The 21793-nt window shown below is 73.5% G+C and carries 18 protein-coding genes; 10 read left to right on the forward strand and 8 right to left on the reverse strand.

Going from position 1 to position 21793, the window contains the following annotated elements; genetic code table 11:
* Positions 1 to 151 precede the first annotated feature (151 nt).
* From A4V12_RS12690 to A4V12_RS12705, 4 genes are all read right to left on the reverse strand, one after another.
* On the reverse strand, positions 152 to 1975 hold the full coding sequence (locus A4V12_RS12690) for a glycoside hydrolase family 3 protein (protein ID WP_064069407.1): 1824 nt from the start codon (positions 1973 to 1975) through the stop codon (positions 152 to 154).
* A 73-nt stretch (positions 1976 to 2048) separates the two neighbouring features.
* Positions 2049 to 2702 carry a hypothetical protein gene (locus A4V12_RS12695; RefSeq protein ID WP_064069408.1) on the reverse strand — a complete coding sequence of 218 codons (654 nt, stop codon included), beginning with the start codon at positions 2700 to 2702 and terminating at the stop codon, positions 2049 to 2051.
* 250 nt (positions 2703 to 2952) lie between these two features.
* Complete coding sequence (locus A4V12_RS12700; RefSeq protein ID WP_064069409.1) at positions 2953 to 3738, reverse strand: sugar phosphate isomerase/epimerase family protein; 786 nt, start codon at positions 3736 to 3738, stop codon at positions 2953 to 2955.
* A gap of 323 nt (positions 3739 to 4061) precedes the next feature.
* Positions 4062 to 5123 (reverse strand): LacI family DNA-binding transcriptional regulator, encoded by a 1062-nt coding sequence (locus tag A4V12_RS12705; protein ID WP_064069410.1) that lies wholly within the window; start codon positions 5121 to 5123, stop codon positions 4062 to 4064.
* A gap of 174 nt (positions 5124 to 5297) precedes the next feature.
* Between A4V12_RS12705 and A4V12_RS12710 the strand changes: the two genes are divergently transcribed.
* From A4V12_RS12710 to A4V12_RS12730, 5 genes are all read left to right on the forward strand, one after another.
* Complete coding sequence (locus tag A4V12_RS12710) at positions 5298 to 6449, forward strand: Gfo/Idh/MocA family protein (RefSeq protein WP_064069411.1); 1152 nt, start codon at positions 5298 to 5300, stop codon at positions 6447 to 6449.
* Entirely contained in the window at positions 6446 to 7588 is a 1143-nt protein-coding gene (locus A4V12_RS12715; RefSeq protein ID WP_064069412.1) for a dihydrodipicolinate synthase family protein, read from the forward strand. Before A4V12_RS12710 ends, A4V12_RS12715 begins: the two co-directional genes overlap by 4 nt.
* On the forward strand, positions 7585 to 8397 hold the full coding sequence (locus A4V12_RS12720) for a sugar phosphate isomerase/epimerase family protein (protein WP_064069413.1): 813 nt from the start codon (positions 7585 to 7587) through the stop codon (positions 8395 to 8397). The genes A4V12_RS12715 and A4V12_RS12720 overlap by 4 nt, the downstream gene beginning before the upstream one ends.
* Positions 8398 to 8647: 250 nt before the next feature.
* On the forward strand, positions 8648 to 10873 hold the full coding sequence (recD2, locus tag A4V12_RS12725) for an SF1B family DNA helicase RecD2 (RefSeq protein ID WP_064069414.1): 2226 nt from the start codon (positions 8648 to 8650) through the stop codon (positions 10871 to 10873).
* 177 nt (positions 10874 to 11050) lie between these two features.
* A complete protein-coding gene (locus tag A4V12_RS12730; protein ID WP_064069415.1) occupies positions 11051 to 12340 on the forward strand; it encodes a citrate synthase in 1290 nt (429 codons plus the stop codon).
* 558 nt (positions 12341 to 12898) lie between these two features.
* Here the strand turns inward: A4V12_RS12730 and A4V12_RS12735 are convergent.
* From A4V12_RS12735 to A4V12_RS12750, 4 genes are all read right to left on the reverse strand, one after another.
* Positions 12899 to 13210 (reverse strand): heavy-metal-associated domain-containing protein, encoded by a 312-nt coding sequence (locus A4V12_RS12735; protein WP_064069582.1) that lies wholly within the window; start codon positions 13208 to 13210, stop codon positions 12899 to 12901.
* A gap of 215 nt (positions 13211 to 13425) precedes the next feature.
* Entirely contained in the window at positions 13426 to 13998 is a 573-nt protein-coding gene (locus tag A4V12_RS12740) for a GNAT family N-acetyltransferase (RefSeq protein WP_064069416.1), read from the reverse strand.
* Positions 13999 to 14132: 134 nt separating this feature from the next.
* Positions 14133 to 14330, reverse strand: coding sequence for a helix-turn-helix transcriptional regulator (locus tag A4V12_RS12745; protein ID WP_064069417.1), 198 nt, complete (start codon positions 14328 to 14330; stop codon positions 14133 to 14135).
* Between the two features lie 208 nt (positions 14331 to 14538).
* Positions 14539 to 15453: a sugar phosphate isomerase/epimerase family protein gene (locus A4V12_RS12750; protein WP_064069418.1), complete on the reverse strand. Its 915-nt coding sequence runs from the start codon at positions 15451 to 15453 to the stop codon at positions 14539 to 14541.
* 125 nt (positions 15454 to 15578) lie between these two features.
* Between A4V12_RS12750 and A4V12_RS12755 the strand changes: the two genes are divergently transcribed.
* Genes A4V12_RS12755 through mmsA form a run of 5 tightly spaced genes read left to right on the forward strand, consistent with a single transcriptional unit; the run spans position 15579 to position 21762 of the window.
* The gene (locus A4V12_RS12755; protein ID WP_064069419.1) at positions 15579 to 16637 is read left to right on the forward strand and encodes a 5-dehydro-2-deoxygluconokinase; all 1059 of its coding nucleotides are present in this window, start codon (positions 15579 to 15581) and stop codon (positions 16635 to 16637) included.
* The gene (locus tag A4V12_RS12760; RefSeq protein WP_064069420.1) at positions 16634 to 17521 is read left to right on the forward strand and encodes a Cgl0159 family (beta/alpha)8-fold protein; all 888 of its coding nucleotides are present in this window, start codon (positions 16634 to 16636) and stop codon (positions 17519 to 17521) included. The genes A4V12_RS12755 and A4V12_RS12760 overlap by 4 nt, the downstream gene beginning before the upstream one ends.
* Before the next feature lie 29 nt (positions 17522 to 17550).
* On the forward strand, positions 17551 to 18366 hold the full coding sequence (gene iolB / locus A4V12_RS12765; RefSeq protein ID WP_064069421.1) for a 5-deoxy-glucuronate isomerase: 816 nt from the start codon (positions 17551 to 17553) through the stop codon (positions 18364 to 18366).
* The gene (iolD, locus tag A4V12_RS12770) at positions 18363 to 20237 is read left to right on the forward strand and encodes a 3D-(3,5/4)-trihydroxycyclohexane-1,2-dione acylhydrolase (decyclizing) (RefSeq protein WP_064069422.1); all 1875 of its coding nucleotides are present in this window, start codon (positions 18363 to 18365) and stop codon (positions 20235 to 20237) included. Before iolB ends, iolD begins: the two co-directional genes overlap by 4 nt.
* Before the next feature lie 22 nt (positions 20238 to 20259).
* The gene (gene mmsA, locus A4V12_RS12775; protein WP_064069423.1) at positions 20260 to 21762 is read left to right on the forward strand and encodes a CoA-acylating methylmalonate-semialdehyde dehydrogenase; all 1503 of its coding nucleotides are present in this window, start codon (positions 20260 to 20262) and stop codon (positions 21760 to 21762) included.
* The last annotated feature ends 31 nt before the right edge of the window (positions 21763 to 21793 follow it).

The following is a 21793-nucleotide window of genomic DNA, read 5'->3' on the forward strand; positions in this document are numbered from 1 at the left end:
GGCGTTGTCGTCGGTCACCATGTCCCCCGTGGCCCTTCGGGCACGGGAGGTGCCCCCACCGCCATGGCTCCCTCCTCCGCCTTGCGATCGCACGCACCGGACACCGCGACCCCCGCCCTCCGGGCGGACGCCGATACTTTGCGGACACTCCCTAGTCGTACGTCAGGCCGTAGCCCACCGGATGGAGCACCTGGGTCGGGTCGTCCGCGCGCTGCACGGGGACGGGCAGCCGCCCTTCCGGCCGCGCCCGGCCCGCGATGACCCGGGCGGCGGCCCGCAGTTCGACGTCCGTCCAGGAGTAGGTCGCCAGCGTGGCGCGCTGGCCGGTGAGACGGGCGATGTCGTACGGGTTGCGGATGGCGACCGTGACGACCGGGACGCCCGTGGCGGCCAGCCGGGACACCAGGGTGCGCTGGCTGCTGGTCGCCGTCACGTTGTACGTCCCGACGACCACCGCGTCCTTGCCGGCCGCCGCCGCCACCGCCTCGTCGATCTTCGCGGTGGTCGGGGCCGTGCCGGTCGGCAGCACCGTGGTGGTGAAGCCGAGTTCGGCGAGGGCGCCGGCCAGGGTGGCGGTCGGCGGGCCGGTCGTCCCCGAGGGGGAGGCGGCGTCGGCGCCGACGACCAGGAGGTTCGGCAGGCGGGCGCTGTCGAGCGGGAGCAGCCCGCCCTCGTTGAGCAGCAGGGTGGTGGTCCGCTCGGCGATCCGGTCGGCGGTGGCCAGGTGCGGCCGGGTGCCCACCGTGCGGTCGACGGCGTCGTGGGTGACGTAGGGCTCGTGGAAGAGACCCAGCTTCGCCTTCAGGCGCAGGATGCGGCGAATCGATTCGTCGATCCTGGCCTCGCTGATCTCCCCGCTCCGCACCGCCGCCAGCACGGCGTTCCACGCCACCGCCAGCTTCGGCGGGTTGAGGAGCTGGTCGCAGCCCGCCTTCAGGGCGAGGACCGGCACCCGGTCGTCGCCGTACTTGGTCCGCACGCCCTCCATGCCGAGCGAGTCGGTCACGACCACCCCGTCGTAGCCCAGCTGCTCCCTGAGGATCCCGGTGAGGATGGGACGGGAGAGGGTGGCGGGGTCCTCGGCCGGGTCGAGGGCGGGGACCACGATGTGCGCCGTCATGATCGAGTCGATGCCGGCGGCGATCGCGGCGCGGAACGGCGGGGCGTCGAGCGTCCGCCACTGCTCCCGGGTGTGGGTGATGGTCGGCAGGCCGTAGTGGCTGTCGACGGACGTGTCGCCGTGGCCGGGGAAGTGCTTGGACGTGGCGGCGACGCCCGCCCGCTGGTAGCCGCTGACCTGGGCGGCGACCATGCCGGCGACGGCCCTCGGGTCGGCGCCGAAGGAGCGCACGCCGATGACGGGGTTGGCCGGGTTGACGTTGACGTCCGCGACGGGCGCGTAGTTCTGCCGGATGCCCATCGCGGCCAGTTCGGTGCCCGCCAGGTGGGCGGCGCGCCGGGCGTCGGAGCGCGAGCCGCCCGCGCCGAGCGCCATGGCGCCGGGCATGAGCGTGGCCGGTTCCCCTATCCGGGCGACGATGCCGTGCTCCTGGTCGATGGAGATCAGGAGCGGCACGGGGACGGCCCGGTCGAGCGCGGCGCGCTGGACGCCGTTGGACAGGTCGGCGATCTGGTGCGGGTCGCGGGTGTTGTGGGCCCAGGAGAAGTAGATGATGCCGCCGACGTGGTACCGCGCGATCAGCTCGGCGGCGGTGCGCACGCCGATCTCCTTGAGGTTGGCGTCGACGTCGGCCTGGTCGGGGTCCGTGGCGGAGTGCCCGTACACCCGCATGACGAAGAGCTGGCCGACCTTCTCCTCCAGGCTCATCCGGGAGATGAGCCGTTCGAGGCGGCGCTCGTCGGATGCCGCCCCCGCGGGGGTGGCGGCCCCGGTGACGGCGGCGGCCGCCGCCGCGGCGGTGACGGTCAGGAGGGTGCGTCTGGAGGGGGTGGTGGCGGTGGCGCGGTGGTGCATCGGTGCTCCTTCCGGCCATGCGGATGAAGGAAACTTCCAAGGAGTCACGCATAGCCGGAAAGTAACTGCCAGGTCAAGGACCCTCGCACGCCGCGCCGGGAACGGCAGCCGGTGCCGGGAGGCCGCCCCCGGGCCCCCGCGCCGCACCGGTCCACGGGCCCGGTGCCGCGGCCACCGGCGCGCCCGCACCCGCCCGCGCCTCGTCGAGGAGCGCCCGCGCCTTCGCCTCCGCCTGGTCGTACCGCTCGGGGTAGGCCGACCGCTGCACGCCCTGCGCGACCTGGCCGGCGGTCCACTCCGGGTGGGCGCGCTCGGTCTTGACGGCCCGGGTGAAGAACGCGTCGGACGCGTACGTCACGTCCATGCACTGCTCGCGGGTGCCCCACCCCTGGCTCGGGCGCTGCTGGAAGACGCCGACCGAGTCGAGGTGCCCGCAGTCCAGGTTGTGCATGTGGGACTCGACCCACCCGGCCTCGAAGCCGGCGAGCATCACCTTGTCGTTGACGCCCAGTTCGCTGCCCACCCGGTAGACGATCCTGATCACCTCCGGGTCGTGCTCCGGAGGCACCACGCAGGCCGAGCCGCTCCCCAGCTCCGTGGCCGGGACGTGGTCCCCGACGGGCGGCGGCTCCTTCGTCACCGCGGCGCCGGCGGGCCGCTGCGCACCGGCCAGTGACCAGGCGGCGGCGAGACCGCCGGCCCGCACGAAGCTGCGTCTGGACACCATGAGGAACTCCTTCGGGCGAGGTCGGGGAATGCCCCGGCCGGTCCCGGGGATCACGCCAGGTTCACACCCGTACGCCCGCTCACCGTGCCCATGTGACGCCGTGTCGCCCGGAGCCCGCCCGAACAGTGCACAGCCGGGGGTCGGGCCGGGGGCCGGGGGCCGTGCCTGCGACCGCCGCGACGGCTCCGTCCGGGCGGGGCGGGGGTGCTGGCGGTCCGTCCGGGCCGGGCGGGAGCGCCGGGCGGTCCGTTCAGGCGAGTCGGGCGAGATGCTCCCGCCCGGCCGCCAGCAGCGGCGGCAGGTCGGCCGCGGCCGGGTACCACCGCTTCTCGTACTCCCAGCACACCCACTGCTCGCCGTCCCCGTCGCCCACCGGCGCCAGGCACTCCGCGAGCGGCACCGCCCCGGCCCCCAGGGGCAGCGGGGTGCCGTCCTGCGCCGAGGCGACGTCCTTCACCTGCACGTACCCCAGGTAGGGCGCCAGCACGGCGTGCGTCGCCGCCGGTGCCTCGCCGGCCGCCCAGGGGTGCAGCACGTCCCACAGCGCGCCCACGTGCTTGTGGCCGACCGCCCCCACGATCCTCGCCAGGTCCGCGCCCGTGGGATGCGAGTCGTGGGTCTCCACCAGGATCCGTACGCCCAGGTCGGCCGCGACCTCCGCCGCCGCGCCCAGCCGCCGGGCCGCCGTGGCGTCCGCCTCCGCCGGGTCCTGATCGCCCCCGCCCGGGAACACCCGGACGTACGGCGCGCCCAGGTCGGCCGCGAGGTACAGCAGCCGGTGCAGCTCCTCGTACACGGGCTCGTCGTCCCCGGCCTCGGCGACCCGCGCGTACCCCGCGACCGTCAGGATCTCGACGCCCGCCCGTGCGAACTCCTCCGCCACGGCACGCCGCTCGTGTCCCACGAGCCCCGGGTGCACCGGCTCCTCGGGGTGGGCGCGCAGCTCCACGCCCTGGTAGCCGCTCTCCGCGGCGAGGCGGACGACGTCGGGGACCGGCATCCCGGGGACGCCGAGGGTGGAGAAGGCGTACTTCACGGTCTGGAGCTCCTTCGTGCGGTACGGGCGCCGCTCCGGGCCCGGTGCGTTCCCGGGGGAACGTACCCCGCGGCCGCGCCGTCATGGCCCGCGCAACGGCGCCCGCCCGCCGCCCGGCCCAAGCCCGCCCCATACACCCGTACATCCGTACGCCCGGCACGGCCCCCGGCCGCCCAAGGCCAGCGCCGGGTGCCGCACGAGCCCGGCCCGCCTCCGCGCGCGGGGTGCCGCGCACACGGGCGCGCCACGGCGTGCTCCCGCACCCGCCGCCGCCCCGGCACGGGCCGCGCGGCCGGGCGCTTCCGTACGGCGGGCCCGTCCGGTCAGGCCGCCGGCCGGCCCGTGGACGCGCGGACCACGAGGTCCCCGCCGATCGTGGCGACGCCGCCCGGCGGAGGGGCCTCCGTGCCGGTCGCCAGCCGCCCGGCCCGCGCCCCCGCCTCGTGCAGCGGCAGCCGTACGGTGGTGAGCGCGGGCACCGCGTCCACCGAGAACGGCAGGTCGTCGAAGCCCGCCACGGAGATGTCGTCCGGGATGCGCAGCCCCCGGTCGCGCAGCGCGGCGCAGGCGCCCAGCGCCACCGTGTCGTTGGCGGCCACCACGGCGGTGAGGTCCGGTGCGCGCCGCAGCAGCTCCAGCGTCGCGTCGTACCCGGAGCGCCGGTCGTAGCGGCCGTGCACGGTGAGCCGGTCCAGGCCCGCGCCGCCCAGCCCGGCGGCCTCCATCGCGGCGCGGTGACCCTCCAGGCGGTGGCGGGTGGTGGTGCGCTCGGCGGGGCCGGCGACGTACCCGATCCGCCGGTGCCCCAGCGTCAGCAGGTGCTCCGTCAGCCGCCGCCCGCCGCCCCGGTTGTCGAAGGTCAGCGCCGCCGTGATCGCCTCGCCCGCCCCGGGCACCGGCGGCCGGCCGCACAGCACCACGCGGGTCCCGGCGTCCGCGAGCCTGGCCAGCTTGGCGGCCGTCGCCGCGGTGTGGACCGCGTCCTCGACCGCCCCGCCGGTCAGGACGACGGCGGCCGCGCGCTGGCGCTGGAGGAGGGTCAGATAGGTCAGCTCCCGCTCGGGGGAGCCCCCGGTGTTGCAGACGACGGCGAGCTTCTCCCCGCCCGCCCGCCCCGACCCCTCGCCCATGGCGTGCTGCGCGGCCCCGGCCATGATCCCGAAGAACGGGTCGGCGATGTCGTTCACCAGGATGCCGACCAGGTCGGAGGTGGCGGCGGCGAGCGCGCTGGCGGGGCCGTTCAGCACGTAGTCGAGTTCGTCGACCGCCCGCAGCACCCGCTCCCGGGTGGCGGCCGCGACGGGGTAGTTGCCGTTCAGGACGCGGGAGACGGTGGCCGGGGACACCCGGGCGCGCGCCGCCACATCGGCCAGGGTGACTGTCATCGCGTTCCTCCGAGGAGAGTCGGACGAGGCCCTTGTCCGGGCCGCTGTCGGCAGGCTAGCGTCATCACCGGTAGAAAGCGCTTGCTACGACGTCGTCCGGGCATGACTCACCCGGGCGAGCCGCCTCGCGGACCGGCCGCGACCCACGGCGCCGACGACACTTGGAGGACCTTCGTGACAAGCAGAACCGTGCGGATCGCCATGAACGGCGTCACGGGGCGGATGGGGTACCGGCAGCACCTGGTCCGCTCGATCCTCGCCCTCCGCGAGCAGGGCGGCCTGGACCTCGGCGACGGCCAGGTCCTGTGGCCCGAGCCCGTCCTCGTCGGCCGCCGCGAGCACGCCCTGCGCGAACTCGCCGACCGCCACGGCCTGACCGAGTGGTCGACCGACCTCGACGCCGTCCTCGCCGACGAGACCACCGAGATCTACTTCGACGCCCAGGTCACCTCCGCCCGCGCCGACGCCCTCACCCGGGCGATCGCCGCCGGCAAGCACGTCTACACCGAGAAGCCCACCGCCACCGACACCGCCGCGGCCCTCGGACTCGCCCGCCTCGCCCGCGACGCCGGCGTCAAGCACGGCGTCGTCCAGGACAAGCTCTTCCTGCCGGGCCTGGTGAAGCTGAAGCGCCTCATCGACGGCGGCTTCTTCGGCGAGATCCTCTCCGTGCGCGGCGAGTTCGGCTACTGGGTCTTCGAGGGCGACTGGCAGGAGGCCCAGCGCCCGTCCTGGAACTACCGCGCCGAGGACGGCGGCGGCATCGTCGTCGACATGTTCCCGCACTGGGAGTACGTCCTCCACGAGCTGTTCGGCCGCGTCACCGCCGTCACCGCCCACGTCACCACCCACGTGCCGCAGCGCTGGGACGAGGACGGCAAGCCCTACGCCGCCACCGCCGACGACGCCGCGTACGGCATCTTCCAGCTGGCGAGCGGCGCCGTGGCCCAGATCAACTCCTCCTGGGCGGTACGCGTCCACCGCGACGAGCTGGTCGAGTTCCAGGTCGACGGCACCCACGGATCGGCCGTCGCCGGGCTGCGCGGCTGCCGCGTCCAGCACCGCTCCACCACCCCCAAGCCGGTGTGGAACCCCGACATCCCCGCCACGGAGGCGTTCCGCGACCAGTGGCAGGAGGTCCCCGACAACACCGTGTTCGACAACGGTTTCAAGGCCCAGTGGGAGCTGTTCCTGCGGCACGTGGTGCTCGACGAGCCGTACCACTGGGACCTGCTGGCCGGCGCGCGCGGCGTGCAACTCGCCGAACTGGGCCTGAAGTCCTCCGCGGAGGGCCGCCGCCACGACGTGCCGGAGCTGACGCTGTGACCATCCGGCTCCCGCACGGCACCTACGAACCGCGCACGGAACCGGCGTCCTTCACCGCCGGTGGAGCGCCCCTGGCCTCCCGTACGGTCTTCTCCGCCGCCCACGTCGTCGCCGACCCCTCCGCGGACGTGTCCCCGGACTCCCCGGCCGCGATCGACTGGGACGCCACCCTCGCCTTCCGCCGCCACCTGTGGGCCCACGGACTGGGCGTCGCCGAGGCGATGGACACCGCCCAGCGGGGCATGGGCCTCGACTGGCCGGCCGCGGCCGAACTCGTCCGCCGCTCGGCCGCCGAGGCGAAGGCGGCCGGCGGCCGGATCGCGGCGGGCGTCGGCACCGACCAGCTGACCGGCCCCACGGACCTGGCGGGCGTACGCGACGCCTACGAGGAACAGCTGTCGTTCGTCGAGTCCACCGGCGCGCAGCCCGTCCTCATGGCCTCCCGCGCCCTCGCGGCGACCGCCGTGGGTGCCGAGGACTACCTGGCGGTCTACGGCCACCTGCTGCGCCAGTCCGCCGAACCCGTCGTCCTCCACTGGCTCGGCCCGATGTTCGACCCGGCCCTGGAGGGCTACTGGGGCTCGGCCGACCCGGACACCGCCACCGACGTCTTCCTGAAGGTCGTCGCCGAGCACCCGGACAAGGTCGACGGCGTCAAGGTGTCCCTGCTGGACGCCGGGCGGGAGGTCGAGCTGCGCCGCCGACTCCCCGAGGGCGTGCGCTGCTACACCGGCGACGACTTCCACTACCCCGAACTGATCGAGGGCGACGAGCACGGCTTCAGCCACGCCCTGCTCGGCGTCTTCGACCCGCTCGGCCCGCTGGCGGCGGAAGCGGTACGGGTGCTGGACACCGGCGACAAGGAGGGCTTCCGCGCGCTCCTCGACCCGACCGTCGCCCTCTCCCGGCACCTCTTCTCCGCACCGACCCGCTTCTACAAGACGGGCGTGGTGTTCCTGGCCTGGCTGGCGGGCCACCAGGACCACTTCACCATGGTCGGCGGCCTCCAGTCGGCCCGCTCGCTGCCGCACCTGGCGAAGGCGTACGAAATGGCCGACGGACTGGGCCTGTTCCCGGACCCGGAGCTGGCCGAGGCCCGCATGAAGTCCCTGCTGTCGGTGTACGGAGCCGAGCGATGAGCGATCTGGCCCGCTTCAGCATCAACCAGATGACCGTCAGACAGCTGCCCCTCCCCGACCTCGTCGACGCCTGCGTGCGCCTCGGCATCCCCGGCGTCGGCCTGTGGCGCGAACCGGTCGCGGAGTACGGCCTGGAGGCCACCGCGAAGCTCGTCCGCGACGCGGGGCTCGCCGTCACCACCCTGTGCCGGGGCGGCTTCTTCACCACCACCGCCGGCCCGGACGACAACCGCGCGGCCGTCGACGAGGCGGCGGCGCTCGGCACCGACACCCTGGTCCTGGTCTCCGGCGGCCTGCCGCCCGGCGGCAAGGACCTGCCCGCCGCGCGCGCCCTCATCGCCGGCGCGCTCGCCGAACTGGCCCCGTACGCCGCGTCCCGGGGGGTCCGCCTCGCGATCGAACCCCTCCACCCGATGTACGCGGCGGACCGGTGCGCGGTCTCCACCCTCGACCAGGCCCTCGCACTGGCCCAGCCGTTCCCCGCCGCGCAGGTGGGTGTCGTGGTCGACACGTACCACGTCTGGTGGGACGACCGCGCCCCCGCCGCCGTCGCCCGCGCCGGTGCCGAGGGCCGCATCCACTCCTTCCAGCTCGCCGACTGGACCACCCCGCTCCCCGCCGGTGTCCTCACCGGCCGCGGGCAGCTCGGCGACGGCACCGTCGACCTGCGCGCCTGGCGCGAACGCGTCGACGCGGCCGGCTACACGGGCCCCATCGAGGTGGAGCTCTTCAACGACACCCTGTGGGCCCGCGACGGCCTCGACGTCCTGGAGGACACGGCACGCCGGTACGTCGCGCACGTGCTCTGAAACTTCTCCCCCAGGCGCGTACAACCTTCCGTGCCCACGCGTGTCATACGTGGTGTCAGGGCTTCCGGGGGGATCCGGGGGGATTCGGAAAGCCCTGCTGGGGGGAGCGCTCGGGGCCCGGTCCGACGACCGGGCCCCTTCGCCGTGCGCCGCCGCCACCGGCCCGCCGGGGACCGGGTGGTGGCGCCGGTTCCCGTGGGTCGTCCACAGGCCGTACGCGCTGTCGGAGCCCACCGGTAGCGTCGGGGGCATGTCCAGTCTGGCAGTGGTCGAAGGGGTCCTCGAGCGGATCACGTACGCCAACGAGGAGAACGGCTACACAGTGGCCCGGGTCGACACCGGGCGCGGGGGCGGGGAGCTGCTCACGGTGGTCGGTTCGCTGCTCGGCGCGCAGCCGGGGGAGTCGCTGCGCATGGAGGGGCGCTGGGGGTCGCACCCGCAGTACGGCAGGCAGTTCACGGTGGAGAACTACACGACCGTGCTGCCCGCCACCGTGCAGGGGATCCGCCGCTATCTGGGCTCCGGACTGATCAAGGGCATCGGGCCGCGCATCGCCGACCGGATCACCGAGCACTTCGGCGTGGAGACGCTGGACGTGATCGAGAAGCAGCCGGAGCGGCTCGTCGAGGTGCCGGGGCTCGGCCCGAAGCGGACGCGGATGATCGGCGCCGCGTGGGAGGAGCAGAAGGCGATCAAGGAGGTGATGGTCTTCCTCCAGGGCGTCGGCGTCTCCACCTCCATCGCGGTGCGCATCTACAAGAAGTACGGGGACGCCTCGATCTCCGTGGTGCGCAACCAGCCCTACCGGCTCGCCGCCGACGTGTGGGGCATCGGGTTCCTCACCGCCGACCGGATCGCGCAGGCCGTGGGCATCCCGCACGACAGCCCGGAGCGGGTGAAGGCCGGGTTGCAGTACGCCCTGTCGCAGTCCACCGACCAGGGGCACTGCTTCCTGCCCGAGGAGCAGCTGATCTCCGACGCGGTGAAGCTCCTCGGGGTCGACACGGGCCTGGTGATCGACTGCCTGGCCGCTCTGGCGGACGACGAGGAGGGGGTCGTCCGCGAGCAGGTGCCGGGCCCGGAGGGGCAGCCGCTGACGGCCGTCTACCTGATCCCGTTCCACCGGGCGGAGGTCTCGCTGGCCGCCCAGCTCCGGCGGCTCCTGCGCACCGAGGAGGACCGGATGCCGGCCTTCCGGGACGTGGCCTGGGACAAGGCGCTGGCGTGGCTCGCGGACCGTACGGGGGCGGAACTGGCGCCCGAGCAGGAGGAGGCGGTGCGGCTGGCCCTCACCGAGAAGGTGGCGGTGCTGACGGGCGGCCCCGGGTGCGGCAAGTCCTTCACGGTCCGGTCGATCGTGGAGCTGGCCCGTGCCAAGAAGGCCAAGGTGCTGCTCGCGGCCCCCACCGGCCGGGCCGCCAAGCGGCTGGCGGAGCTGACCGGCGCGGAGGCGTCCACCGTGCACCGGCTGCTGGAGCTGAAGCCGGGCGGGGACGCGGCGTACGACCGGGACCGGCCGCTCGACGCGGACCTGGTGGTGGTCGACGAGGCGTCCATGCTGGACCTGCTGCTCGCCAACAAGCTGGTCAAGGCGGTGGCGCCGGGTGCGCACCTGCTGCTGGTGGGGGACGTCGACCAGCTGCCCAGCGTCGGGGCGGGCGAGGTGCTGAGCGACCTGCTGGTCCCGGGCGGGCCGGTTCCCTCGGTGCGGCTCACCCGGATCTTCCGGCAGGCCCGGCAGTCCGGTGTGGTGACCAACGCCCACCGGATCAACTCTGGTCAACAGCCGATCACTTCGGGGCTGCCGGACTTCTTCCTGTTCGTGGCGGAGGAGACCGAGGACGCCGGCCGGCTCACCGTCGACGTCGCGGCCCGCCGTTTGCCGGCGCGGTTCGGGCTCGATCCGCGCCGGGACGTGCAGGTGCTGGCGCCGATGCACCGGGGTCCGGCCGGGGCGGGCACCCTCAACGGCCTCCTCCAGCAGGCGGTCACCCCGTCGCGGCCGGACGTCCCGGAGAAGAGGTTCGGCGGCCGGGTGTTCCGCGTCGGCGACAAGGTCACGCAGATTCGCAACAATTACGAGAAGGGCGCGAACGGGGTCTTCAACGGCACGGTCGGCGTGGTCACGTCACTGAACGTGGAGGAGCAGCGGCTGACGGTGCTGACCGACGAGGACGAGGAGGTTCCGTACGACTTCGACGAGCTGGACGAGCTGGCCCACGCGTACGCCGTCACCATCCACCGCTCCCAGGGCAGCGAGTACCCGGCGGTGGTGATCCCGGTCACCACGGGGGCCTGGATGATGCTCCAGCGGAACCTGCTCTACACGGCCGTCACCCGGGCGAAGAAGCTCGTCGTCCTGGTGGGGTCCCGCAAGGCGATCGGGCAGGCGGTGCGGACCGTGTCCGCCGGACGGCGCTTTACCTCACTGCGGCATCGGCTGAAAGGTGAGGTGCGGGTGGGAAACATCACCTGAGGATCATCCGGACTTTCGCAAGCGGGGCGAAGGGGGCAGGATGAGCAGGTTGACGGCACTGAGTGCCGCCAAGCGGCCGAATGGTCGACCCCGAGTGCACTCTGCTGGGCCAAGTGGGGGATGGTAGAGACAGTCAGGGCACCTCGAAGAAGAGGCACTACGTCGGTGAGGGATGACGTGAGCGACAACTCTGTAGTACTGCGGTACGCGGACGGTGAATACACCTACCCGGTGGTCGAGAGCACCGTCGGTGACAAGGGCTTCGACATCGGGAAGCTCCGAGCCCAGACCGGTCTGGTGACCCTGGACAGTGGATACGGCAACACCGCCGCCTACAAATCCGCGATCACCTACCTGGACGGCGAGCAGGGCATCCTGCGGTACCGCGGCTACCCCATCGAGCAGCTGGCCGAGCGCTCCACCTTCCTCGAGGTGGCGTACCTGCTGATCAACGGTGAGCTGCCCAAGGTCGACGAGCTGGCGGCCTTCCGGAACGAGATCACGCAGCACACCCTGCTGCACGAGGACGTCAAGCGGTTCTTCGACGGCTTCCCGCGCGACGCCCACCCGATGGCGATGCTGTCCTCGGTCGTCAGCGCGCTGTCGACGTTCTACCAGGACAGCCACAACCCGTTCGACGAGAAGCAGCGTCACCTCTCGACGATCCGGCTGCTCGCCAAGCTGCCCACGATCGCCGCGTACGCGTACAAGAAGTCGATCGGTCACCCGTTCGTCTACCCGCGCAACGACCTGTCGTACGTCGAGAACTTCCTCCGCATGACCTTCTCGGTCCCGGCGCAGGAGTACGAGCTCGACCCGGTCGTGGTCTCGGCCCTCGACAAGCTGCTGATCCTGCACGCCGACCACGAGCAGAACTGCTCGACCTCGACCGTGCGCCTGGTCGGCTCGTCGCAGGCGAACATGTTCGCCTCGATCTCCGCCGGCATCTCGGCCCTGTGGGGCCCGCTGCACGGTGGCGCCAACCAGTCGGTGCTGGAGATGCTCCAGGGCATCCAGGCCACCGGCGGTGACGTCGACTCCTTCATCCGCAAGGTGAAGAACAAGGAGGACGGCGTCCGCCTGATGGGCTTCGGCCACCGCGTCTACAAGAACTTCGACCCCCGGGCGAAGATCATCAAGGCGGCGGCGCACGACGTCCTCTCGGCGCTCGGCAAGTCCGACGAGCTGCTGGACATCGCGCTCAAGCTGGAGGAGCACGCGCTCGCCGACGACTACTTCGTCTCGCGCAACCTCTACCCGAACGTAGACTTCTACACCGGTCTGATCTACCGGGCCATGGGCTTCCCGACCGAGATGTTCACGGTGCTCTTCGCGCTCGGCCGGCTGCCGGGCTGGATCGCCCAGTGGCACGAGATGATCAAGGAGCCGGGTTCCCGCATCGGCCGCCCGCGCCAGATCTACACGGGCGAGGTCCTGCGGGACTTCGTCCCGGTCGAGGGCCGCTGACCCGACGCCGCGAGGGGCGCCCGCCGGGCGCCCCGCCGCGCCGATGTCGTACAGGAGCGCCCCGCCGCCGATCCCCCCACGGGTCGGCGAGCGGGGCGCTCCCCATATCCCCGGAACGGATTCCCCCCACGGGATCCGGGTCCGGGCGTCTGCCGGGTTCCAGCAGAAGCTCGCGATGCGATCTGCCGGGGTACGTACGGGAGGGCCGCTCAAAGCTCCCCGGTGCACGTGCCCCGGCCAACGCTTGCCTGGGACGTCCCCCAAGACATCCCATGAACGTCCCCCAAGACGTTCTTGGCATCGCCCATTTAGACTCGCGAGCCGTCCAAATGGTTACCCCCAAATATCTGTGATCTAGATCTCTTTGTGAAGGTCCTGTGAGTCACGTGAAGGTGAAATCACGTGGAGATACGGAGTCGGGGACAGGCAGTCACCACCAAAGGTGGAGGAAACGACCACGGCCGGGCCGGCCGCCCGCGGTCGCGGTGCGGTCCGGTCCGGCCGGAGGTGGTCGGGCGGGGTCGACGGGCGGGGCCGCGGGCGACCGGCCCGGACGGGTCAGGCCCGGCCGACGAGCTCGTAACCCGCCTCGTCGACCGCCGCGCGCACCGCGTCCTCGTCGAGGGCGGCCTGCGAGGTGACGGTGACCAGTCCGGTGGCGGCGACCGCCTTGACCGAGGTGACGCCGGCGATCGCGGAGATCTCCTCGCCCACCGCGCCCTCGCAGTGGCCGCAGGTCATGCCCCGCACCTCGTACACGGTGGTGACGCCGCCGGTCCGGTCCTCGGTCGCGCCGTCGTGGCAGGAGCCGGCGGGCGAGCAGCAGGAGCCGGTCGCCTGGGGGAGTTCGGTCCTCGTCTCGGCGGTCATGGTGTTCTCCTCTTCGATCGCGGTCGCGGTGCGGCAGGGGCTCACGGGACTCGCGGGGTACGCGGGAACCGCGTGGCGTCCTGGTGTCGTCACTTTATACCCCTAGGGGGTATGAAGGCCAGTGGGGTCGCCCGCCGCGGCGCGTCGCCCGGCCCTGGGCCGCGCCGGGGCCGGCGGGTCCCGTCGCGGGCCGGGCGGCCGGTGATCCCGCGGGCTCAGGAGGGGTGCCCCCGGTGGACGGCCCACTCCCGGGCCAGTACGGACATGGTCACCGAGTCGATCCACCGGCCCTCGTGCAGCAGGGCCTCCCGCTCCACGCCCTCCCGGACGAAGCCGACCTTCTCGTACACCCGGATCGCGCGCGGGTTGAAGGCGTAGACGCCCAGGGAAATCCGGTTCAGTCCGACCCGCTCGAAGCCGTGGGCGAGGAAGAGCCTGATCGCCTCCGTCCCCAGGCCCCGGTCGCGCCCGCGCGGGCCGACGAGGGTGCGGAAGTTGCAGCTGCGGTTGGGTTCGTCCCACTCGTTGAAGACCAGTTCCCCCACCGTCTCGCCGGACGCCCGGTCGACCAGCGCGAGGTCGAGGCGGTCGGTCCGGTCGGCGCGGGAGCCGTACCAGGAGCGGAGGAAGTCGAGCGAGGGCGCGGGATCGCCGGCGGGCGTCCCGGTGAAGGTCAGGACCTCCGGATCCGTGAGGATCTCGGCGATCGCCTCCGCGTCCTGCTCGGTGGTGGGCCGCAGGACGACGTGGTCGCCGGTGAGGGTCGGTTTGACGGAGAAGTCGATCATTCGGTGATCCTCCGGGCCCGCGCCGGTGCCGGGCAAGCCGGTTGTGCGGCCGGCCCCGCACCGGGGGGGTGCGGGGCCGGGTGCCGGGCCCCGCGACGGCGGGGCCCGGCGGGCGCGGCTCAGGGGCGCGGGTGTCAGCTCCCGCGGGCCCGGTTGCCGGGGCGGTTCGCCACCCAGACGCGGATCGTGTCCGGGTGCCAGTAGGGCTTTCCGTCCTCCATGTGGTCGGGCTTCGGCAGCAGGCCGTGCTTCCGGTACGAGCGGACCGTGTCCGGCTGGACGCGGATGTGCGCGGCGATCTCCTTGTAGGACCAGAGCTTTCTGTCCGTCATCTGTGCACCTCCCTGCGCGCGCCGCGGCGCGGTCCGGGAGGACCGTCGTGGGGAGCCGGGGCGCGGACGCTGGCGATCACTCAGCCTGTGCCCGATGAACGACGCACAGTGACGGCCGGGAAGGGCCTGTCGAGCGCTTGTGACGGAAGACCCGCGTCATGGAGACATACGTGACACGGAAGGGACGACCGTGACGAAAGCGGCGCGCTCAGGCGCCGCACGACCGCAGGAAGCGGCGGGTCCGCTCGGCGATGGGGAAGGGCCGGTCCGGCGGGCAGGGGTACATGTCCTGCTCGACGATGGCGAACAGGTCGACGCCTAGCGCCTGGGCGGCGGCCAGGACGGGCTCCAGCGCCGGGACGCCGCCGGGCGGCTCGCACATCACGCCCCGGGCCACCGCGGGCCCGAACGGGGTGCCCTCCGCGACCACCTCGGCCAGGATCCGCGGGTCGACCTGCTTCAGGTGCAGGTAGCCGATGCGTTCGCCGTACGTCTCGATCAGCGCGACGCTGTCGCCGCCGCAGTACGCGTAGTGCCCGGTGTCCAGGCAGAGCGCGACCAGCTCGGGGTCGGTGGCGTCGAGGAACCGGCCGACGTTCTCCTCGGTGTCGATGTGGGTGTCGGCGTGCGGGTGGACGACGACGCGCAGACCGAAGCGGTCGCGCACCTCCCGGCCAAGGCGTTCGGTCAGCCGGGTCAGGTCGCGCCACTGGTCCGCGGTCAGGTTCCGGTCCTCCAGCACCTCGCCGGTCCTGTCGTCGCGCCAGAAGGACGGGATGACCACGAGGTGGCCGGCGCCCGCGGCGCGGGCGAGGGCGGCGTTGTCCGCCACGTGCGCCCAGGTCTTCTCCCAGACGGCCTCGCCGTGGTGCAGCCCGGTGAAGACCGTCCCCGCCGAGACCTTCAGCCCGCGCCGGGCGGTCTCCTCGGTGAGCCGGGCGGGGTCGGTGGGCAGGTAGCCGTACGGGCCGAGCTCGATCCACTCGTACCCGGCCTCGGCGACCTCGTCGAGGAAGCGCTCCCAGGGGACCTGGCCCGGGTCGTCGGGGAACCAGACGCCCCACGAGTCGGGGGCGGAGCCGATCCGGATGCGGGACAGCGGCGGTGGTGACTGCGGCGTCATGGGGGCCAGCTTGGTGGCGGCCGGAGCGGGCCGTCAAGGCTTGGTCCGAATGTCCGGACAAAATGTTGACAGGCTTTACGGTGACGGCTAGACCTGGTCACGGCGCCGACACGAAGGGGACATGGATGGCGACCGATCCGTACGACCTCATCACCATGGGGCGCATCGGGGTGGACCTCTACCCCCTCCAGACCGGCGTCCCGCTCGCCCGGGTCGAGACGTTCGGCAAGTTCCTCGGCGGCTCGCCCGCCAACGTGGCGGTCGCGGCGGCCCGGCTCGGCCGGCGCACCGCGCTGATCACCCGCACGGGCGCGGACCCGTTCGGCGCGTATCTCCACCAGGAGCTGCGGGCGTTCGGCGTGGACGACCGGTGGGTGACGCCGGTGGAGGCGTACCCGACCCCGCTCACCTTCTGCGAGATCTTCCCGCCCGACGACTTCCCGCTCTACTTCTACCGGCAGCCGAAGGCCCCCGACCTGGAGATCCACCGGCACGAGCTGGACCTGGCGGCCGTCGCGGACGCGCGCGTGTTCTGGATGACCGGCACGGGCCTGTCCGCCGAGCCGAGCCGTTCCTCCACGCTCGCGGCCCTCGCCGCACGCTCGGGCGGCGCGTCGCGGGGCGGCGCGTCCCCGGACGGGGCCCGGGGGGCGGGTCCCGCCGGGTACGCCGCCGCGCCGGACGGTCGGATCACCGTGTTCGACCTCGACTGGCGGCCGATGTTCTGGTCCGGCGCCGACGAGGCCCGGCCCCACTACGCCGCCGCGCTGCGGCACGCCACGGTCGCCGTCGGCAACGTCGACGAGTGCGAGATCGCCACCGGGGAGCGCGAGCCGTACGCCGCCGCCCGCGCCCTCCTCGACGCGGGCGTCCGGCTCGCCGTCGTCAAGCGGGGCCCCGGGGGCGTCCTCGCCATGACGGCGGACGGCCGCACCGCCGACGTGCCGCCCGTCCCGGTCGAGGTGGTCAACGGCCTGGGCGCGGGTGACGCCTTCGGGGGAGCCCTGTGCCACGGGCTGCTCGCCGGGTGGGACCCGGCGACCGCCGTGCGGTACGCCAACGCGGCCGGTGCGATCGTCGCCTCCCGCCTCGCCTGTTCGTCCGCCATGCCGTTCCCCGACGAGGTGGCGGCCCTGCTGGACGGCACCCCCGCCGCCGCCCGCGCGGAGGGTGGGCGGCCGTGACCGTCGACCTCGCGCGGCTCGTCAGGGTGCGCGCCCGCCACCCGGAGGCCGTCGCGGAGGCCGCCGCCCGCCGCGTGCGGCGGCCGCTCCTCGGAGACTCCGGCCGGCTGATGATCGTCGCGGCCGACCACCCGGCCCGCGGCGCGCTGGCCGTGGGCGACCGGCCGCTCGCCATGGCCAACCGCCTCGACCTGCTGGAACGGCTCTGCCTCGCGCTCTCCCGCCCCGGCGTCGACGGCGTCCTCGCCACCGCCGACATCCTCGACGACCTGCTGCTCCTCGGGGCCCTGGAGGGCAAGGTCGTCATGGGGTCGATGAACCGCGGCGGCCTCGCCGGGGCCGCGTTCGAGCTCGACGACCGGTTCACCGGCCACCGCCCCGAGGACCTCGCCCGCCTCGGCTTCGACGCCGGAAAGCTGCTGCTGCGCATCGACCGCGCCGACCCCGGTTCCCTCACCACCCTGGTCACCGCGGCCCGCACCATCGACGCCATGGCCGAGCGCCGGCTCCCGGTCTTCGTCGAGCCGTTCCTCTGCCGGCGCGACCCGGACGGCGGCGGCCGCGTCCGCAACGACCTGAGCGCCGAGGCGGTGACCACGTCGCTCGCCATCGCCTCCGGGCTCGCCGGCACCTCCGCGTACACCTGGCTCAAGGTGCCCGTCACCGACGACCCCGACGACATGGCCCGGGTGATGGAGACCACCACCCTCCCCGCCGTCCTCCTCGGGGGCGACGTGGGGGCCGACCAGGACGCGGCGTACGAGAAGTGGCGGGGGGCCCTGCGGCTGCCGACCGTCCAGGGGCTCGTGGTGGGCCGGTCGCTGCTCTACCCGGCGGACGGCGACGTCGCCGCCGCCGTCGACACGGCCGTGGGCCTGCTCTGACGACCGGTCCAGGAGGGTACGGAGGGATCATGACCGACCAGCAGCTGTACGTACCGAGGGGCGGCGCGGCCCGCGGCCCCTACGCCGTCGACATCGACCCGGGGCGGGCCGGCTGGGCCCACTGCTCCCTGCGCGTCCTCGACCTGGAACCCGGCGGGTCCCACCTCTTCGCGAGCGGCGACGGCGAGTGGATCCTGCTTCCCCTCACCGGCGGCTGTACGGTGCAGGTCGACGGCGAGATCATCGAACTGCTGGGCCGGGACAGCGTGTTCAGCGGCGTCACCGACTTCGCCTACCTACCGCGTGACGCCCACACCCAGATCGCCTCCGGCGCGGGAGGCCGCTTCGCCCTGGCAGGAGCGAAGTGCGAGCGACGACTCCCCGCTCGCTACGGCCCCGCGCCGGAGGTACCGGTCGAGGCGCGCGGCAGCGGGAACTGCGCCCGCGAGGTGCGCAACTTCGCCGCCGCCGACGCCTTCGCCTGCGACCGGCTCATCGCCGTCGAGGTCATCACGCCCGGCGGGAACTGGTCCTCCTACCCGCCGCACAAGCACGACGAGCACGTCCCCGGCGAGGAGGCCGAGCTGGAGGAGATCTACTACTTCGAGATCGAGGGCGGCGGGCTGGGCTACCAGCGCGTGTCGCCCTCCCGGCCCGGCGGCGCCGACGTCCTCGCGGAGGTCCGCAGCGGTGACGCCGTGCTCGTGCCGGACGGCTGGCACGGGCCGTCCGTCGCCCAGCCCGGCCACCCCATGTACTACCTCAACGTCATGGCGGGGCCGGGGGAGAAGAGGGAATGGAAGATCCGCTTCCACCCGGGTCACCGCACGGAGGGATACCGATGAGCACCCGACGCCTCACCACCGCCCAGGCGCTCGTCGCCTTCCTCGCCCGCCAGTACACCGAACGCGACGGGCGGCGCCACCGGCTCGTCGGCGCCATGTGGGGCATCTTCGGCCACGGCAACGTGGCGGGCATCGGCCAGGCCCTGGTCGAGCACCGCGAGGACATGCCCTTCCTCCAGGGCCGCAACGAGCAGGCGATGGTCCACGCCGCCGTCGGGTACGCCCGCCAGTCGAACCGCCTCTCCGTGCACGCCGTCACCACCTCCATCGGGCCGGGCGCCACCAACCTGGTCACCGGCGCGGCCCTGGCCACCGTCAACCGGCTGCCCGTGCTGCTGCTGCCGGGCGACACCTTCGCCACCCGCCCCGCCGACCCGGTCCTCCAGCAGCTCGAAGTGCCCGGCGCGGGCGACGTGTCCGTCAACGACGCGCTGCGGCCGGTGTCGGCGTACTTCGACCGGGTGACCCGCCCCGAGGCGCTGGTCCCCGCGGCCCTCGCCGCCGTGCGGGTCCTCACCGACCCGGCCGCCACCGGCGCGGTGACGCTGGCGCTGCCGCAGGACGTCCAGGCCGAGGCGTACGACTGGCCGGAGGAGTTCTTCGCCGAACGCGTCTGGCGGGTGCGCCGCCCGCGCCCCGACGCGGCCGAACTGGAGGCCGCCGCCCGCGCGGTCCGGGCGGCCGAACGCCCCCTGATCGTGGCCGGCGGCGGTGTCCACCACAGCCGCGCCGAGGACGCCCTGGCGCGGTTCGCCGGCGCCACCGGCATCCCCGTCGCGTCCACCCAGGCCGGCAAGGGCTCCCTGCTCCACGACCACCCCGCCGACGTGGGCGGCATCGGCCACACCGGCACCGCGGCCGCCGACGGCCTCGCCCGCACCGCCGACCTGGTGATCGGGGTCGGCACCCGGTACACCGACTTCACCACCGCCTCCTCGACCCTGTTCGCCCGCCCCGGGGTCCGCTTCGTCAACCTCAACATCACGGGCTTCGACGCCCACAAGATGGCCGCGCTGCCGCTGGTCGCGGACGCGCGGGAGGGGCTGGAGCAGCTCGCAGCGGCCCTCGGCGGGCACACCGTCCCGGCGCCGTACGCGCAGGAGTACGCGGCGCTCAGGGCGGACTGGGACGCCCGCGTCACCGCCGCGTACACCCCGCGGGGGGACGGCGCGCGGCCCACCCAGCCGCAGGTCCTCGGGGTCCTCGACACCCTGGTCACCGGCGACGACATCCTGATCAACGCCGCCGGCTCGCTCCCCGGCGACCTCCACAAGCTCTGGCGCACCCGCTCCCGGGACCAGTACCACGTCGAATACGGGTACTCCTGCATGGGCTACGAGATCCCCGCGGCCATCGGGACCGCCCTCGCCGCCCCCGGCCGCCCCGTCTGGGCGCTGGTCGGCGACGGTACGTACCTCATGAACCCCACCGAGATCGTCACGGCCGTCCAGGAGGGCGTCCCCGTCAAGCTCGTCGTCCTCCAGAACCACGGGTACGCCTCGATCGGCGGCCTCTCCGAGACCGTGGGCGCCGAGCGGTACGGCACCGCCTACCGCCACCGGGCCCCCGACGGGACGTACACGGGCGACCCGCTGCCGGTGGACCTCGCCGCCAACGCGGCCAGCCTCGGAATGCGCGTCCTGCGCGCCCACACCATCCGTGACCTGCGAGAAGCCCTCGCCGACGCGCGCGCCGCGACCGTCCCCACATGTGTCTACGTGGAGACCGCAACGGCAGACACAGTGTCGGGCGCGCCCGCCGCGGAGGCATGGTGGGATGTGCCCGTGGCCGAGACCGCGACCCGCACGGCGGCGGTGGAGGCCCGCGAGGAGTACGACCGGCAAGTCGCAGCCCGACGCCGCCATCTGTGAAGCATCTGAAGGAGCTTTCGTCATGACGAAGACCGTCAACCACTGGATCGGTGGCAAGACCGTCGAGGGCGCGTCGGGGAACTGGGGCCCGGTCACCGATCCGGCGACCGGCGCGGTCACCACCCGGGTCGCCCTCGCCTCCGCCGAGGAGGTCGGCGCCGCCGTCGCCGCCGCCAAGGCCGCGTACGCCACGTGGGGCACGTCCTCGCTGGCCCAGCGCACCGCCGTCCTGTTCGCGTACCGCGCGCTGCTCGACGCCCACCGCGACGAGATCGCCGCCCTGATCACCGCTGAGCACGGCAAGGTCCACTCCGACGCGCTCGGCGAGGTCGCGCGCGGCCTGGAGATCGTGGAGCTGGCCTGCGGGATCACCGTCCAGCTCAAGGGCGAGCTGTCCACCCAGGTCTCCAGCCGGGTCGACGTCGCCGCCATCCGCCAGCCGCTCGGCGTGGTCGCCGGCATCACGCCGTTCAACTTCCCGGCGATGGTGCCGATGTGGATGTTCCCGCTGGCCATCGCCTGCGGCAACACCTTCGTCCTCAAGCCCAGCGAGAAGGACCCGTCCGCCGCCAACCTGCTGGCCGAGCTGGCCTCCCAGGCCGGTCTGCCCGACGGCGTGCTCAACGTCGTGCACGGCGACAAGGTCGCGGTCGACGCCCTGCTGGAGCACCCGGACGTCGCGGCCGTCTCCTTCGTCGGCTCCACGCCGATCGCCCGGTACATCCACACCACCGCCTCGGCCAACGGCAAGCGCGTCCAGGCCCTCGGCGGCGCCAAGAACCACATGCTCGTCCTGCCCGACGCCGACCTGGACGCGGCCGCCGACGCGGCGGTCTCGGCGGCGTACGGCTCGGCCGGCGAGCGCTGCATGGCGATCTCGGCGGTCGTCGCGGTCGGCGCCGTCGGCGACGAGCTGGTGGAGAAGATCCGTGAGCGCGCCGAGAAGATCAAGATCGGTCCGGGCGACGACCCGGCGTCCGAGATGGGTCCGCTGATCACCGCCGCCCACCGCGACAAGGTCGCCTCCTACGTCACCGGCGCCGCCGCCCAGGGCGCCGAGGTCGTCCTCGACGGCACCGGGTACACGGTCGACGGGTACGAGAACGGCCACTGGATCGGCCTGTCGCTGCTCGACAAGGTGTCGACCGACTCCGACGCCTACCGCGACGAGATCTTCGGCCCGGTGCTGTGCGTGCTGCGCGCCGACACCTACGAGGAGGGCGTGCGCCTCATCAACGACTCGCCGTTCGGCAACGGCACCGCCATCTTCACCCGCGACGGCGGCGCCGCCCGCCGCTTCCAGCTGGAGATCCAGGCGGGCATGGTCGGCGTGAACGTCCCGATCCCGGTGCCCGTCGGCTACCACTCCTTCGGCGGCTGGAAGGACTCGCTCTTCGGCGACCACCACATCTACGGCAACGACGGCGTGCACTTCTACACCCGCGGCAAGGTCGTCACCACCCGCTGGCCCGACCCGTCCGAGGCCCCGGCGGGCGTGGACCTGGGCTTCCCCCGCAACCACTGACACCCCCGGTCCCGGAGAAAACGGCTGGCCC

The organism is Streptomyces noursei, from assembly GCF_001646665.1.
In the GTDB taxonomy this organism is placed as follows: domain Bacteria; phylum Actinomycetota; class Actinomycetes; order Streptomycetales; family Streptomycetaceae; genus Streptomyces; species Streptomyces lavendulocolor.

Excerpts from the sequence above, each read along its gene's own strand:
- A4V12_RS12755 (WP_064069419.1), top strand. The coding sequence starts at position 15,579 with ATGGCGACCGATCCGTACGACCTCATCACCATGGGGCGCATCGGGGTG.
- iolB (WP_064069421.1), top strand. The coding sequence starts at position 17,551 with ATGACCGACCAGCAGCTGTACGTACCGAGGGGCGGCGCGGCCCGCGGC.
- A4V12_RS12695 (WP_064069408.1), bottom strand. The coding sequence starts at position 2,702 with ATGGTGTCCAGACGCAGCTTCGTGCGGGCCGGCGGTCTCGCCGCCGCC.
- A4V12_RS12720 (WP_064069413.1), top strand. The coding sequence starts at position 7,585 with ATGAGCGATCTGGCCCGCTTCAGCATCAACCAGATGACCGTCAGACAG.
- A4V12_RS12705 (WP_064069410.1), bottom strand. The coding sequence starts at position 5,123 with ATGACAGTCACCCTGGCCGATGTGGCGGCGCGCGCCCGGGTGTCCCCG.
- recD2 (WP_064069414.1), top strand. The coding sequence starts at position 8,648 with ATGTCCAGTCTGGCAGTGGTCGAAGGGGTCCTCGAGCGGATCACGTAC.
- A4V12_RS12735 (WP_064069582.1), bottom strand. The coding sequence starts at position 13,210 with ATGACCGCCGAGACGAGGACCGAACTCCCCCAGGCGACCGGCTCCTGC.
- A4V12_RS12740 (WP_064069416.1), bottom strand. The coding sequence starts at position 13,998 with ATGATCGACTTCTCCGTCAAACCGACCCTCACCGGCGACCACGTCGTC.
- mmsA (WP_064069423.1), top strand. The coding sequence starts at position 20,260 with ATGACGAAGACCGTCAACCACTGGATCGGTGGCAAGACCGTCGAGGGC.
- iolD (WP_064069422.1), top strand. The coding sequence starts at position 18,363 with ATGAGCACCCGACGCCTCACCACCGCCCAGGCGCTCGTCGCCTTCCTC.
- A4V12_RS12750 (WP_064069418.1), bottom strand. The coding sequence starts at position 15,453 with ATGACGCCGCAGTCACCACCGCCGCTGTCCCGCATCCGGATCGGCTCC.
- A4V12_RS12690 (WP_064069407.1), bottom strand. The coding sequence starts at position 1,975 with ATGCACCACCGCGCCACCGCCACCACCCCCTCCAGACGCACCCTCCTG.
- A4V12_RS12745 (WP_064069417.1), bottom strand. The coding sequence starts at position 14,330 with ATGACGGACAGAAAGCTCTGGTCCTACAAGGAGATCGCCGCGCACATC.